The organism is Myxococcus sp. CA056 (assembly GCF_013336715.1).
GTDB lineage: Bacteria > Myxococcota > Myxococcia > Myxococcales > Myxococcaceae > Myxococcus > Myxococcus llanfairpwllgwyngyllgogerychwyrndrobwllllantysiliogogogochensis.
The window spans coordinates 175,432-189,158 of sequence record NZ_JABUMT010000019.1; the positions used below are offsets into that span (position 1 = coordinate 175,432).

General features: G+C 69.0%; 13 protein-coding genes. 7 read left to right on the forward strand and 6 right to left on the reverse strand.

The window, feature by feature from the left end:
- Positions 1-79: 79 nt before the first annotated feature.
- Positions 80-649: a cysteine hydrolase family protein gene (locus HUA76_RS40880; protein ID WP_141641449.1), complete on the forward strand. Its 570-nt coding sequence runs from the start codon at positions 80-82 to the stop codon at positions 647-649.
- Between the two features lie 62 nt (positions 650-711).
- On the opposite strand, the gene HUA76_RS40885 is transcribed toward HUA76_RS40880, so the two are convergent.
- The gene (locus HUA76_RS40885; RefSeq protein ID WP_174463953.1) at positions 712-894 is read right to left on the reverse strand and encodes a hypothetical protein; all 183 of its coding nucleotides are present in this window, start codon (positions 892-894) and stop codon (positions 712-714) included.
- A 325-nt stretch (positions 895-1,219) separates the two neighbouring features.
- Here HUA76_RS40885 and HUA76_RS40890 point away from each other — a divergent pair, with 325 nt between their 5' ends.
- Complete coding sequence (locus HUA76_RS40890; RefSeq protein WP_174456354.1) at positions 1,220-2,323, forward strand: hypothetical protein; 1,104 nt, start codon at positions 1,220-1,222, stop codon at positions 2,321-2,323.
- Between the two features lie 266 nt (positions 2,324-2,589).
- Entirely contained in the window at positions 2,590-3,318 is a 729-nt protein-coding gene (locus tag HUA76_RS40895) for a hypothetical protein (protein WP_174463954.1), read from the forward strand.
- Here the strand turns inward: HUA76_RS40895 and HUA76_RS40900 are convergent.
- Positions 3,201-4,040, reverse strand: a complete 840-nt coding sequence (locus HUA76_RS40900) for a hypothetical protein (protein WP_254614802.1) — start codon at positions 4,038-4,040, stop codon at positions 3,201-3,203. The two genes, HUA76_RS40895 and HUA76_RS40900, sit on opposite strands and share 118 nt — an antisense overlap.
- 91 nt (positions 4,041-4,131) lie before the next feature.
- Positions 4,132-5,568, reverse strand: a complete 1,437-nt coding sequence (locus HUA76_RS40905; protein WP_174456356.1) for a tectonin domain-containing protein — start codon at positions 5,566-5,568, stop codon at positions 4,132-4,134.
- Between the two features lie 315 nt (positions 5,569-5,883).
- Between HUA76_RS40905 and HUA76_RS40910 the strand changes: the two genes are divergently transcribed.
- Together HUA76_RS40910 and HUA76_RS40915 are read left to right on the forward strand one after the other, a co-directional pair.
- Positions 5,884-7,341, forward strand: a complete 1,458-nt coding sequence (locus HUA76_RS40910) for a hypothetical protein (protein ID WP_174463955.1) — start codon at positions 5,884-5,886, stop codon at positions 7,339-7,341.
- A 40-nt stretch (positions 7,342-7,381) separates the two neighbouring features.
- On the forward strand, positions 7,382-7,762 hold the full coding sequence (locus HUA76_RS40915) for a type II toxin-antitoxin system PemK/MazF family toxin (protein WP_174456358.1): 381 nt from the start codon (positions 7,382-7,384) through the stop codon (positions 7,760-7,762).
- Between the two features lie 25 nt (positions 7,763-7,787).
- Here HUA76_RS40915 and HUA76_RS40920 read toward each other — a convergent pair whose 3' ends face one another.
- Complete coding sequence (locus HUA76_RS40920; protein ID WP_174463956.1) at positions 7,788-8,588, reverse strand: alpha/beta hydrolase; 801 nt, start codon at positions 8,586-8,588, stop codon at positions 7,788-7,790.
- A gap of 148 nt (positions 8,589-8,736) precedes the next feature.
- On the opposite strand from HUA76_RS40920, the gene HUA76_RS40925 reads away from it, so the two are divergent.
- Both HUA76_RS40925 and HUA76_RS40930 read left to right on the forward strand, forming a co-directional pair.
- Positions 8,737-9,411: a response regulator transcription factor gene (locus tag HUA76_RS40925; protein WP_141641457.1), complete on the forward strand. Its 675-nt coding sequence runs from the start codon at positions 8,737-8,739 to the stop codon at positions 9,409-9,411.
- Complete coding sequence (locus HUA76_RS40930) at positions 9,395-10,603, forward strand: HAMP domain-containing sensor histidine kinase (RefSeq protein ID WP_254614803.1); 1,209 nt, start codon at positions 9,395-9,397, stop codon at positions 10,601-10,603. Before HUA76_RS40925 ends, HUA76_RS40930 begins: the two co-directional genes overlap by 17 nt.
- Positions 10,604-10,622: 19 nt before the next feature.
- Here HUA76_RS40930 and HUA76_RS40935 read toward each other — a convergent pair whose 3' ends face one another.
- Positions 10,623-12,647, reverse strand: a complete 2,025-nt coding sequence (locus HUA76_RS40935) for a hypothetical protein (protein ID WP_217440874.1) — start codon at positions 12,645-12,647, stop codon at positions 10,623-10,625.
- A 68-nt stretch (positions 12,648-12,715) separates the two neighbouring features.
- Positions 12,716-13,375 carry a hypothetical protein gene (locus HUA76_RS40940; protein WP_174463957.1) on the reverse strand — a complete coding sequence of 220 codons (660 nt, stop codon included), beginning with the start codon at positions 13,373-13,375 and terminating at the stop codon, positions 12,716-12,718.
- Positions 13,376-13,727: the final 352 nt, after the last annotated feature.

Here is a 13,727-nt window from a genome sequence, read left to right on the forward strand (position 1 = left end):
AATCCGAGCACTCCTGCCGGGAGCGGCGTCTGGATATTCAGCCGGACAACAGACGAGAACCCGCTGGAGGAGAACACCCATGGACACGCCCCTGGAAAACGCCGCCCTGCTGCTCATCGACATCCAGAATGACTACTTCCCCGGAGGTCGGTTCGAGCTGGACGGCGCCGACGCGGCGGCCGGCAAGGCACGGGCGGCGCTCGACTTCTTCCGTGAGCGGGGCCTGCCGGTCATCCACATCCGCCACGAGTCGCCGCAGCCCGGGGCCACGTTCTTCCTGCCGGGGACTCCGGGGGCGGAGATTCATTCCCGCGTCGAGCCCCGGCCCGGCGAAGCGGTGGTGCTCAAGCACTTCCCCAACAGCTTCCGGGAGACGGACCTCCAGGAGCGCCTCCGGGCCCTGGGCGTGAAGCACCTGGTCGTCACCGGGATGATGACGCTCATGTGCGTGGACGCCACGGCGCGCGCGGCGGCGGACCAGGGCTACGCGGTCACCATCCTCCACGATGCCTGCGCGGCCCGGAGCCTGGAGTTCAACGGCCAGCACGTCTCCGCGCCGCAGGTCCACGCCGCGTTCCTCGCGGCGCTCGGCATGGGCTACGGCAAGCTCGTACCGACGGCCGAGTTCCTCGCCCAGTCCGGACGCTAGCGCCAATGCCGGTCAGTGAGGGCGGGGGCGTTTCACCCACTTCTTGTCGTAGTTGCTCATCTTTACAACTCGTGGGTAGCGCCTCTCGCTTCTTCGTTCCGGGAGTAGCAGCAGTCCCAGTGCCTGCGCAGGTCGAGCAGGTGCTCCGGAATCCGTCCGGGAGCCAGCGGCGGAGTCGACCAGACCAGCCATGCGTTGCGGATGAGCGACAGCGCATTGACGAAGCTGATGCGCGTCGGCTCCACGCCGGCCTCATCCGCGGCTCACTCCATCTCAACACGCACCAGCTTGGTAGGCCCATGCAAGGGCCACCTAACTGATCGGCATTGCGCCTGGCGCGGAGGCCGCATCGGTGTCGGGCGTGGCGGAGCGGCTTGCCGGTACGTCTCCACGAGCCGCGCTTCGCGATGTGGCGGAGATGCGCACCGGTTCATCCTCGCGAGCCGCGCTGCGCGATGTGGCCGAGAGCTTGCCCGTTCACCCTCGCGAGCCGCGCTTCGCGGCGTAGCGTGCCCTCCTGGCATGGCGCTCAGGGGTGGGCGCCTGGTGCGCTCGTGATAGCGTCCCCGCATGAAAAGGGTTGAGTGCACGGAGGTGTTCCCCCGGTCCGCGCCCGCGTCACCGCGCGCGGCGCCCACCATCGTCGCGAAGGACACGCTCCCCTTCGTCGAGTTCCTCGCCTTCGAGCCGCGAGGCTCGCTCCTGGTCGTCGAGTCCCCCGACCTCGCCCGTGAGCTTGGGCGGCTGCGGCGACGGAGCGGACCCCGCTTCGACCTTGAGGCCGAGCTCCCAGGCCTCATCGGCCCGGGGGCGCTCTCGCCGGACGGACGCTGGCTCCTCGCGGGAGGCGCGCGCATCGGCGGGCAGCATGCCTGCTGCCAGTTGATCGACCTGCACTCCTTCCAGGTCGTCCACACGCTGCCCGTCATGCGGCCCTTCGTATGGGTCGACGACGCGCACTTCATCGCCCAGTCCCCGAACTGGAAGCTCGCGTTCCCGGACGGGAACCCGGTGAGGTCCGAGACGCGCAGGGTGGACCCGGCCCTCGCCGCCGCGCATCCCGCGCTCGTGACGCCGGAGCCGTCCCTGGTGAGGATCTCCCTGGCCACGCTCACCTGCGAACCCCTGCTGCCCGCCTTGTTGTTCGACGAGGAGGTGAAGGCGGTCCTGTCCCCGGACCGAGACATCCTCTACTCCACCACCCATTACTCCCGCATCAGCGCGATCCGACTCACCGACGCCCGGCTGCTGTGGCAGCGCCCGCCGTCTCGGAATGTCATCGACGGCACCGTCACGGACCTGGCGCTCGACCCCGCGTTGCACCGCCTGGTGACCGTTGGTGGCGGGATGAGCCATGACATGCTCGTGCTCGACGCAACGAGCGGCGAGGAACTCGCGCGCCACTCCTTGTCGATGCTCGCGCGCGGCCTGACGACGGGCCCGTCCACGCGAGGGGCCGCCCTCGGCTTCCGCGCGGATGGACTGGGAGTCATCGTCACCAACAACGGCCTCGTCATCGAACTCGGCAAGGAGGGGCGCTGGAGCGCGTACAAGGCCGGAAGCCGCGCGTTCCGCGCCCTCGCGTTCTCCCGCGATGGGGCCTCCCTGGCCCTTGGTGGAGGGGAGAAGAACCTGCGCGCCGTCCCGCTCCCTCCAATCGAGGCGCGCCCCTGAGCGCGGCGGCGCACCGGGTCCACCGCCGATTCGTTTCTGTGTTGTAAATGACATCCGGGTAAAGGATGGGGCGGTGGAGCCGAGCCAGGAAGCCCCCGTGCCTTCGGAAGTCACCGCGAACCGTATCGTCCCCCACGTCGTTCCCTCGCAAGAAGTGGGTGGAACGCCCCGCCCTCACTGACCGGCATTGGCGCTAGAGAGGCACCTCGGGACGAGAGCACGGCCGGGCAAGACAGGGGACTGACGGCTTCGCGTAGGATGGCGCTGTGAACGAGCCAGAACCGTCTGACCTCGCGACGATGCAGGTGGCGACCCTGCGCGGACTCGCCGAGCAGGCGTTGCTCGCTCAGCAAGGTGAGGCCACGCTCGACGTCGAGGCGCTGAGCGCGAGGCTGCGAGAAGTCGTTGAGCGGGGCGGGCCTCCCGCCCTGGGCGAGGTCCTGTTGGGCCTGCTTCAATCCAGGGCGCTGACGCATGTGCGCGACCGCCGTGGACAGTCGTGTCGGAAGCTCGCGGTGGAGGCGCTGCGCTCACTCGATGTCCCAGAGGCACGCGAGGTACCCGAAGAGGACCTGGCCTTCGCGAACGCCCGGCCTCCACGTCTCCCCCGCTGGCTGGTCCCCATCGCGGCCACACTCACCGCGCTCGGCGGTACCGTCGCCCTGCTGCTGGGGCTCATCCTTCCCGTCGTGGTGAATTTCCTCGCCAATCGCTACGAGTTCCCGCCCGTCTCCAATCTGATGGAGGGGCTGCTCGGAGGCGTGACCTTCTGGCGTGCCGTCAAGCTGGTCATCAACGCGGAGAGCCAACCCGAGGACCTCCGCGCATTGATGCTGCTCGCGGCGGCGAGCGTCGTCCTCTTCCTGCTGGACCTCCCCTACTTCCTCAACGGAGGTCCCAATGCCCTCACCGCGCCGCTGTTCGTCGGGGTTCCCTCGGCGCTGACGGCGCTGCTCCTCGGGGCCATGGGCGTTCGGCCCGCCTGGCGTTCGTGAGCCTCACCCACCTTGGAGAAGACCGAGCTGGCGGAGCGGTGGGAGATGCGTTGATAGCGGGCATACGCCTCCACGAGCGCGGTGCGCATGGCCGTGGGCTCCGTGGGCCCATGCCGCGCCACGGTGGTGGCCAGCGCCTCCAGGAGATAGGCCTCCGGCGCCATCAGCGTTCGCGTGAGCGCGACGGGGCTTACGCCCAGCGTCTTCAGCACCGGGCCGAAGAACTGCTCACTCATGCAGGCCAGGACGACGACGGGCCTTGGCGTGGCACCTGGCGGCGTCTCCACCTGAGGCGGCGCGCGGTCCATCAGCCGGTCATGTCCGGCCCACACCAGCAGGTCGGCCCGGCTCGCGCCCGCCGCCGCACGAAGGAAGTCCTCCAGCGCGGTGTCAATCCGGTCGCCCGCATAGGCATGGAGCCGCAGCCGCACGGGCCGCTCTCCCCTGCCGGCGGTCCGCTCCAGGACGAGCACGCGCAACACCGCGGACTCCGCCGGCCCCGCCTCGCGGCTCACCACCTTGAATCCCGGGGCCCGTGAGAGGAACCGCTCCGCGCCATACATCGCGCCCCAGTAGAGGTTCGTCTCCAGGGCACGAGGTGCACCCGCCGGTGCACGGCCACACTGAATCAAGGCGTTGTCACACAGCGGGACGAAGACCTCGACCTCCACCGCCGCCACGGGAGGCACGGCGAGCAGGCTCAGCAACACGAGGGTCAGCAAGAAGGACCTCCAGGAGTGACTCGAAGAGACACCCCCGGCCCATCCAGCCGTTCCATCGAGCGTGAAGTTCGCCCCCGCGCCTACCCGTCCGTTACTGCCACTTGTAGACGAGGCCCTGCGCGTTGAGGCCCCACACGGAGCCATCGCCCGCGGCGGAGATGTTGCGCAGCGCGCCGGGCACCTTCTGCCAGGCCGTCCCACTCCACTGGTAGACCTGGTCCGAGCCGTCCAGCGCCCAGATGTTCTTCACGTTGCCCACGGACACGAACGTCATTCCGGCGGGGATGTTCCAGGTCCACTTCGTGCCGTCCCAGCGGAGCACGCGGTTGGAGTCCGCGGGATTCGTCGCCCACAGCTCGCCATCCGCGCCCACGGAGAGCTGGCTGACGCAGCAGCCCTTCTTCTCCCACGCGGAGCCGGTCCACCGGAACAACGAGCCCCCGTTGTCCAGCCCCCAGGCCGTGGTCGCGTTGATGGCGGTGACCTGCTTCATGCCCGTGGGCATGTTCCAGGTCCACTTGTTGCCCGTCGCATCCCACTTCAACACGCGCAGCGAGTCCGGGGGATTGGTGGCCCACAGCGTCCCATCCGAGGCCGTGGAGATGTTCGTCACCGTGCCGCCCATCTTCTGCCAGGTCGCGCCCGTCCACTTCCAGTTGAAGCCCGCGGTATCAAGGCCCCAGACGGCGTTCGCGCTCCCCACGGAGATCTGCTTGAGCGTCGCGCCCTGGGGACCCGGCTGCAGCACCCACTGCGGCGTCGGAGACGCCAGCAAATCACTCCACTTCATGGTGATTTTCGCATCCGACTGACCCGCGAACGTCACCGTCTTGTCCGTGGTGCTCACGGTGATGCCGTACACGTAACGCGCACCCGGCTTCTCCCACTGCGCGACGACCTTGCCCGCGGCGTCGTACGCGACGATGCCCATGCCGACGCGGTTGTCCGTGTAGCTGAAGGCCCAGATGGTGTAGCCCTTCCACTTGATGACCGGACAGGTGGCGGCGGCCGCTCCGGTGCCTGGCCCCTGCGTACACGTGACCTTCATCCCGGAGGGAATCGCGGGCGTCGGCGCGGGAGGAACCAGGACGACCACGGGAGGTGGCACCAGCTCGTCCCAGGTCATGGTGATCTTCGCGTCCGTCTGCCCGGCGAACGTCACCGTCTTGTTCGTGGGGTTCACCGTGATGCCATACACATAACGCGCGCCCGGCTTCTCCCACTTCGCCGCGAGCGCGCCCGTGGCGTCGTACGCCGCGATGGTCATCCCGATGCGGTTGTCGCCGTAGCTGAGTGCCCAGTACGTGTAGCCGTCGTACTTGAGCACGGGACACGTGGCGGCGGCGGCCCCCGTTCCGGGTCCCTGCGTACAGGTCACCTTGGTGCCGGCGGGAAGCGCGGGAGGGGGGCTCGGCGGGACCTGCGCGATGGCGGGGAGCGGCTGCGCGACCGCCTGGGAGCTGGCGGTGACAGACATCAAGCCCAGACACAGGGCCGCGAGGTTCGCGAACTTCAATGAGGGGTTCATGGGGGCGTGTCGCTTTCGGGGGGTCGAAGTGACTGCGAACAGCCCGAGAGCAACAAGCAGGCCAGTCAGGCTCCATCCATTCCAGAGGGGCGAGGCCCACCCGATGCACGGGGTCGGGTGTGTCAAAAGTCGCTCCTCACGCTTCTTGACGTGTCCGTTGACGTGTCAGCGCGGTGGGCCGTCTCGACAGCCCTTGGGTTGACCACATCTGCTTCTCCACGCCCACTCCCCCATGGCCTCACGGGTCATCGTCGGCGATGGTCCAGGGATGGGGCGAGCAGGACTTCGCTCCACGGTGAATCTGGAGAGCGCACCATGTCGCGTATCGTCGAGCTGTGGGATGCGTGGAGCGCGCGCCAGACACACGCGGGCCTTGGCGCGCTCTTCGGCGGGGAGCCACTCTCGCGAGAGCAACTGGAGCGCTACGAGGCCGCGTTCTGGCGGCGCGGGTTCGAGCTGCGGGGCGACCTGCGCGAGCTGCTCGAAGCACGGGGCCTTGTGTGGGTCTCTCCCATCGAACTCGACGACGGTGACGAAGCTCCAGGACTGCGCCTGCTCAGCGAACCGAGGCTGCTCGACGAACACGACCGCCACCTGGAGCTGGCCGAGCTCAACGGCGTGCCCGGTGCCGAGCAGTGGATGTTGTTCACGACGGAGCGAGACCTCGAACCCGCCTGGGCGCTCGATGCCCGCTTCGGAGGGATGAGTGGCCCGGGCGTCGGCCAGTACCATCAAGACCTCGTCTGCACCCAGCCCGTGGGCCCCACCGAACCGCTGCCGCTCGCATCCCCCGACGTTCACTCCTGGCTCGCCGCGAGGCTCCAGGACATCGAGGCCCGGTGGCGGAGCCTGCCGCGCGAGGGGCTCGAACAACGCATGCCCCCTCCCTCAGGCGCGGAGTCCTTCGAGGCACAGCAAGCAGCGGCCCTCACGGCGGCCGAGGCGCGCGTCGCCAGAGGCGGGCTCCGCTGGGAGAAACTCGACGTTGACTGGCGCCGCGTCGCGAGCGGCACGCGCGACACCGCGCTGCTCCAGCGGGTCCTCGAAGGCGTGCGGCAGGACCGCCGTCAAGGACGCCCTGGCATTCCCTTCGACCTGATGGCGCAAGGCGTGGCCTGGCCCTGGGACTACCCAGGTCCGGGGCAGCTCGCGGCACGACTCGATGAACCGGAGCGAAGAAATTTCATGGGCTGGGCCCTCGAACGCGCCGGTGCTCGCTCGCTCGGCGGCGAGGGGCTCCGCTCCGCGCTCGACGCGTTGCACTCGGGAAGCCTTGGCTCCAGAGACCTGCTGCGACAACTCTCGCTCGAAGGGTGGACGGAGCGCGCCATCGACCTCACGACCGCCGAGGGACGAGGCCGGCTCCTCGCGCGTGCCGCGGCGCTCGCGATGTCGGACCCGACCGAGAGCAACGTGGAGCGCGTACTGACCTTGTGCGCCTGCGTTGGTGCGGGGACGCATGGGGCGTGGAACCTGCTCGATGCATGGGACCACCTCGACGCGGTGTTGAACGGGCGGACCCTGCCGGGCGTCGAGGCACGGCTCACACCAGCAGTCCCGGATTCAGCGCTCGTCACGAAGCTGCGCGCCTGGTTGCTCGCGCACCCCGGTCCCCAGCGCAAACTCGCGGAGGAGCTGGGCACGGAGTGGGCACTCCGGCTGAGCGCCGCGACACCCGCTGAGCATGAGCCCCTCACCCGCCTCCTCAAGAGCGCGCTCAAGTCCCCGAAGCTCACGGGCGAACTGGCGGCCCTGCTCGCGCGCCTGAACTGAAGCGAGGACAGGGCCTACCCGGAGCGCTACAAGGACCGCCATGCAAGAGCCCCGGCCTCCACGGACCCTCCATCGAGGCGACCTCTACTGGATGGAGTCCGATGAAGCGCGAGGGTCGATTCCCCCCATCCTGCATCCCCACCTGGTGATTCAGGAGGATGTCTTCAACCACTCGCGCATCCACACCGTGGTCGTCTGCGCGGTGACGTCGAACCTGAAGCGCGCGAACGAACCGGGCAACGTGCTGCTCGACGTGGGCGAAGGCAACCTCCCAAAGCACAGTGTGCTGGTCGTGTCGCAGGTCTCCTCCGTGGAGAAGACGCGACTGGGCGAGTACATCGGCACGCTCTCCGCGCAGCGAGTGGAGCAGGTGCTCGCGGGCCTGCGATTCCAGCAGGCCGCGTTCTTCAACGGCCGATGACTCGCCACACGGACGACATCCGAGCTCAGGGGCGCTTGCCACCAGCGGGCGCTCGGCGGTCCGCTTGCAGCCAGCGGCTCACTTCGTCCAGGTACTCACGCGGGAGCGCATGACCACTGTCGAAGGTCTTGTGCACCTTGCGACGAGACGGGGCCGCGTCGAACAGCGCACGGCTTTCCGCGACAGGGGCGAAGTCATCCTGGTTCGCCGTCAGCAGCAGCCAGTCCTGGTGAATCCGTGACATGTGTCGCGAGGGAGCAATCTCCTCCATCGTCGGCTCGATGTGGGGCGGCACCATCGTGACGAGGTGGGTGACACGAGGCTCACGCGCCGCGAGCACGAGCCCCACCTGGGCGCCCATGCTGTACCCGGCGACGAGCACCCTGGGCGGCTTGCCCTTCGCCAGCACGGCGGTGAGCAGCGCGTGGGCGTCCTTGATGGTGTCGGCAATCATCGCGATATACGGGCCGGGCTCGCCACGGTGAGCCTGCTTGGCGAGCGCCCCAGGCTTCGCCTCGGGGGTGGCCCGCTCCCCGTGTCGTCGCGCATCCATGAGATAGACGCGGTAGCCGGCCCGCAGCAGCGCGTCCTTCAACACACCGCCATGCGTGGGGGCCGCGTCCGACAGCCAGTCCTCCTTCTTCCGGGTGAGGCCGTGCAGGAGGATGGCCACTGGCGGGTTCGCCGCGCCGCCCTCGGGCTCCAGCACCTGGGTGGGGATGCGTTCTCCGTCCGCGCCCCGCACGTCCAGCGGGGCCCCCGGTTCGGCGGCGTGGGCCAGGGAGGCGGACAGCAGCAGCAGGCACAGCGAGAGCAGGCGAGTCATGTCGGGATTCCTCGAAGTGAGAGGCCCCGCCACCTTGCCAACGCCCACGTCAGCCACGCGTCAACGCCGGCTTGACCTCCGGTTGACGCGGCGACTGATAACCTGGGGCCCTCTCCTTCCAAGGTCCCCTGCCCTCCCGGGCATCCCCATGCGAGTGCTCATCGTCGAAGACAACCGCGACCTCCAGGCGAACATCGCCCGGTTCCTGGGAGCGGACTTCCAGTTGGACTTCGCCACCACGGGGCCGCAGGGACTCACGCTCGCGCTGGGCCATGAATACGACGTCATCGTCCTGGACCTGATGTTGCCGGGTTTGAACGGCATCGAGCTGTGTCAGCGCTACCGGGAGCTCGCGCCCCGGCTGGTCCCCATCCTGATGCTGACCGCGCGGGACACGCTCGAAGACAAGGAGGAGGGCTTTCGCGCGGGCGCGGATGACTACCTCGTGAAGCCGTTCTCCCTGCGCGAGCTGCGCCTGCGCCTCGAGGCCCTGGCGCGACGCCCCGTGCCTCCGAGTGGACGACGGCTGACGGTGGGACAGCTCACCCTGGAGCCGGACACCGGCTACACGCGGCTGGGCGAGCGCACCGTGCGCCTCAACAGGACGGAGGCGCTCATCTTGAAGCTGCTCATGGAGGCCGCGCCCAAGCCTGTCTCCACGGAGAAGCTGGCCCACCAGCTCTGGGGCGACGAGGCCCCGGAATCCAGCGCCCTGCGCACCCATGTCTATGCCCTGCGAGGCGCGCTCGCGGAGCTGGGGATGAGCCCCTCCATCACCACCCGACGCAATGAGGGCTACAGCCTGGATGCGCCCCAAGACTAGGTCGGTCCGAGGCCTCCTGCTGGGCGCCATGACGCTGTCCGCGGTGCTCGCGCTCGTGCTGATGGGAGCGTTCTTCACCGTCTTCAGCTACGACCTGGAGGACGCCATCTTCGGCCGGCTGGTGGCCACCGAGGCAGACCGGCGCCCGGGTGAAGCCAGCGTCGTCCCGTCCGGCATGACGACCTATGTCGGCCACGCCAGCCTTCCACCGTGGATCCAGGAGTCGGTGCCCAAGGACGCTCCACTCAGCGAGCGCGAGGTGTTCACCCGGGACCATGGCCACTTCCATGTCGCGGTGCGCCCGGACGAGGCCCAGGGACCCACGCGCTACGTGGTCTTCAACACGACGCAGCTGACGAGCACCACGCGCCATCTCCAACGGACAGCCAACCTGCTGGTGACCAGCGCCCTGCTGGCCCTGCTGGGCGCCGCGCTGCTCTCCCGCATCGTCGCGAGACGACTCAGCCGTCCCCTGGAGCAGCTCGTGTCACGGGTGCAAGCGGATGCCACCCCGCGCCCGGAAGAAGACGGCGGCATCGCCGAGGTGCGCGCGCTCGCGGCGGCCCTGCGCGACCGAGACACCCGCATCCAGGAGTTGCTGGAGCGCGAGCGGGCCTTCAACCGCGATGCGAGCCACGAGCTGCGCACGCCGCTGGCCGTGGCCCAGGGCGCGGTGGAGATTCTGGAGCAGGACCCACCGTCGGACGTGGAGACCTTCGAGCGGCTGCGTCAGGCGGTCCACCATATGGGCCTGCTGACCGAGGGCATCCTCTGGCTGGCCCGCGCGGGCCGCACCGACGAGGACTGCGAGTTGGTGCGCATCTCCCGCGAGATGGCCGCGCTGTACGGCGGCCCACGCCAGCGAGGCGACGTGGAGCTCGTCATCGAAGCGGAGGGCGAGGTCTTCGTGTCGCTGCCAGGGTCCGTGGCGCGGGTGATGCTGGGCAACCTCATCAAGAACGCGCTCGCCTACACGAGCCAGGGACGCATCGTCATCCGCATCTCCCCCGATAGCTGGAGCATCCGCGACACGGGTGTGGGCTTCGGCCGGGTCGAACCCCAACACACGGGCTTCGGCATCGGACTGTCGCTCGTGGAGCGGCTGGCGCGCCGGTTCACCTGGGACATGGCCATCAGTCCCCTGGAGCCGCACGGGACGCAGGTGCGGCTCACGTGGCCCCGCGAGACCTGACGGCCGCGCGCGTCAGGCGTCAGTCGTCGCGGACATTCCGGACGTCCGGCTTCTTGCAGCCCGGCGTCATGCACAGCCCGCCGATGACGGTGCCTCCACCGAAGCCGGGCTGGAGGTCCAGTTGGCTCGCATGGATGCGAATCCGGACGAAGGGATGGCCACAGCCGAGGTCCTGATCCAAGTCCGCGTCATGGGCCTCCAGCACCAGCGGCAGCCCTCGAAGCTGGAGCGCGAGCGGCTTGCCCCCCACCTGACGGGACACGAAGCGCTCGTGGCGCCATTTGACGAAGCCCTCCGGCAGCGGCCGCTTGACCTCATGCGCGTTCTTGAACTCGAGGAAGACACGCGCACGGGCCCTCGTCGAACGGGCCGGCTTCACGGCGCGGGCGAACAGCGTGGCCCTGTCACACGGCTCGCATTCATAGAGCCGGAGGGTGCGCGCCTCCGTGTCGGTGTCGAGCGAGGGGATGTGGAACACCCGCGCCGGCTTCACGCGCCGATTGCACTCGGGACAGGCCGCCCGGGCCTTGAGGTCCTCGTCGGAGAGTCGCGCCGGCTGAACGTCCCAGCACCGGGCTCCCGTGAGGCCGAAGGGCGCGGGCAGGCGCCGAGCCTCCTCCGCGCGCTGGAGGATGACCTTCGGCAGGGCCTTCGAGCGCTTCAGCGCCTCGAACTCCCGAACGAGCCAGTCGCCATCCACGTCCTCCACCTCGGGTCGACGGCCATCCACCAGCCACTCGACCACGCCACGGGCCAGGTTCTGGAACGCATCTGGCGCACGGTCCTCGGCGTCGGGGTCTCCCGCCTGCTTGAGCGCCACCGCGAGCGCATGGGTGTTCGACTTCGCCTTCGTGCCCCGACGCTTCAAGTAGTCCCCGAAACCAACGCCCGAACGAATCGCGCGCTCATCCAGGTACTGCTCGCCGCGCTTCAGCTCCTTCGCGGTGAGCAGGTCCGGAGCGACGTGCTGGAGGGCCGGCAGATACTCGTCGGGCAGCTCCATCCGGTCGCCACCGAAGCGCCGGATGAAGTCCAGGGCATGGGCGATGGTTTCCTGCTGGTAGGAGGCGGGCAGCGAGCTTCCACTGACTTCTCCCGCCGCCATCCAGCCCGGCTCATCGCGGACGACGGCCTTGACCTCCTCGAACAGGTCCCCCTGCTCCCTGGCCAGTCGCTCCAGGACCTTGCGTGCCGAAGGGCGAAGCTGGCGCACCAGGCCCACGCACCACTGCGAGAAGCTCCACTCGCCCGACATCCCCGGGAGGGCGTAGCGCTTCGGCCAGCCCTCGAGTTCGGACAGCAGCTCGACACGGCGCTTCATCTCGCGGCGGCTCAGCGGCTTGACGCCCGCCAAGGGGAGCAGCTCCTCGTGCGTCACCGCATCGAACGCGTTGCGCGGTCGGAACACGTTCGCCAGGAAGACGTCCCCTTCGGGCAGCGGAATCCTCAGCTCCATCAGCCGGTCGCGCATGGGCCGCAAGCGCTCCAGGTCCTCGGGCCGCGACTCGATGCCGATGGGCGCGGTGAAGTCACGCTCGCAGCTCGCGCAGGCCACGGCCTCTGGCGCGACGGGCACACCACACGCGCAGCGCAGGGCGTCGGTCCGGGGAGGAACGTACCGCAGCGCCGCTTCCCGGCGGTGCTTCCGCAAGGTGACGAAGTCGGTCTTCACACGCGGGTCGGAGTGACGCACGGACAGCGCGCGCTTCGTGCCTTCCCAGAGGAAGCACCGCACGTCACCGTCGAGCGCGAACACCGCCAACTCGCCACGTCCCCCCTTCCTCACGGCCAGGTCGAGGAGCGCCTCCAGGAACGCGCGCTCCGCCGGAGCCTCCGCGTCGGCCACGGCATAGCAGAGCTCGATGGGACTGGAGAGCCATCCCAGGTCGACCAGCGGACGCTGACGCAGCTCTTCGAGGCGCTGGGCAACGGAGCGCGTCTGCCCCTCCAGCCGGCTTCGCAGCCAGGCCGCTTCCTTCCTCGGCGCGTTCTTGAATTCGATGCGGACCGCCAGCCCTGTCAGTCCCTTGATGTTCACGCTCACGCTCCCCGAAGTGAAACGCAGCCGCACGGATTACCCGATGGCAAATGTCACCGTCCATCCAAAGCCACTCACGTACCGCCATCGCGGCGCGGGAGTGAAGCCCCGGGAGGTGCCGTGCGCGTCGCACGAGGCTTCGGCATGGGCGCATGCTGACGACAGCGGCCAGGCCGAGGACCCTGCTCCATCCGCGTCACCACCAGACCCGAGTAGGTGTCCGCGTGTTCCTTCAAGTAGGTCACCAGGTCCACCTCCACCACCTCGCCAGCGAAGTGGTCACCGACAATCCACTTCCCGTTCCCGCTGTAGAGCCCGGTATGCCAGACCCAGACAGGGCGGCCCGACAGCTCGCCCACGGCACCCTCCGCGGGATTGGCGTCGAACCCCACCAGCCACAGCACGTCACCGGGCAGGAGCCGGGACACCTCGAGCGAAGAGGACGCCACGGGGGACAGGCCCGACACCGAGGCCCCTAGCTCCTCGGCGGGCACCGACACCGTGGGCAGCACGGAGAAGGACTTCCAGCCACAGCGCCCCACCCGCTCGGCGGCGTAGAACAACACGCCCTGGCAATCGAGCCCCGCGCCACCTTCCCGCAGGCGCCCACCCAACACATAAGGCACGCCCAACACCTCTCGCGCGGCGAGCACGAAGCGCTCCGCGAGCCGCGCCCGCTCCTCGCGGGGAGTCTCCACCTGGGCATGCACGCGGAGACTCAGCCCCAATCCCATGGCAAGAGCCCACCGAGGAATGAATCCTCTCAGGCTCGCGCCGAATCCCTTGCACTCGAAGGCCATGTCCGGAGCGTGGCACGTCGCGCGGCGGCGCCGCAAAGCGACACACGCGCGGCACATCCCCGGCGCCACGGAAACGCGGGCGGCTTTGACACCGGCTGCCGCTCACGCGTTCCCAGCAATGCTGCTAAACCGGAGTTCGTGATTCTCGATCAGGCCGGAGGGCGGGCGGGCGTGAAGTGAGCGGGAAGAGGGAGCAGGGGCACCTCTCGTTCGGCTCTGTGTGCGCAGAAGACCTGAGAGCGAGAAGGCCCTGCCCGAGGGCAAAGGTAGGCAGTGGCTGAAGAGG

Excerpts from the sequence above, each read along its gene's own strand:
- HUA76_RS40890 (WP_174456354.1), top strand. The coding sequence starts at position 1,220 with ATGAAAAGGGTTGAGTGCACGGAGGTGTTCCCCCGGTCCGCGCCCGCG.
- HUA76_RS40940 (WP_174463957.1), bottom strand. The coding sequence starts at position 13,375 with ATGGGATTGGGGCTGAGTCTCCGCGTGCATGCCCAGGTGGAGACTCCC.
- HUA76_RS40920 (WP_174463956.1), bottom strand. The coding sequence starts at position 8,588 with ATGACTCGCCTGCTCTCGCTGTGCCTGCTGCTGCTGTCCGCCTCCCTG.
- HUA76_RS40910 (WP_174463955.1), top strand. The coding sequence starts at position 5,884 with ATGTCGCGTATCGTCGAGCTGTGGGATGCGTGGAGCGCGCGCCAGACA.
- HUA76_RS40905 (WP_174456356.1), bottom strand. The coding sequence starts at position 5,568 with ATGAACCCCTCATTGAAGTTCGCGAACCTCGCGGCCCTGTGTCTGGGC.
- HUA76_RS40915 (WP_174456358.1), top strand. The coding sequence starts at position 7,382 with ATGCAAGAGCCCCGGCCTCCACGGACCCTCCATCGAGGCGACCTCTAC.
- HUA76_RS40880 (WP_141641449.1), top strand. The coding sequence starts at position 80 with ATGGACACGCCCCTGGAAAACGCCGCCCTGCTGCTCATCGACATCCAG.
- HUA76_RS40925 (WP_141641457.1), top strand. The coding sequence starts at position 8,737 with ATGCGAGTGCTCATCGTCGAAGACAACCGCGACCTCCAGGCGAACATC.
- HUA76_RS40930 (WP_254614803.1), top strand. The coding sequence starts at position 9,395 with ATGCGCCCCAAGACTAGGTCGGTCCGAGGCCTCCTGCTGGGCGCCATG.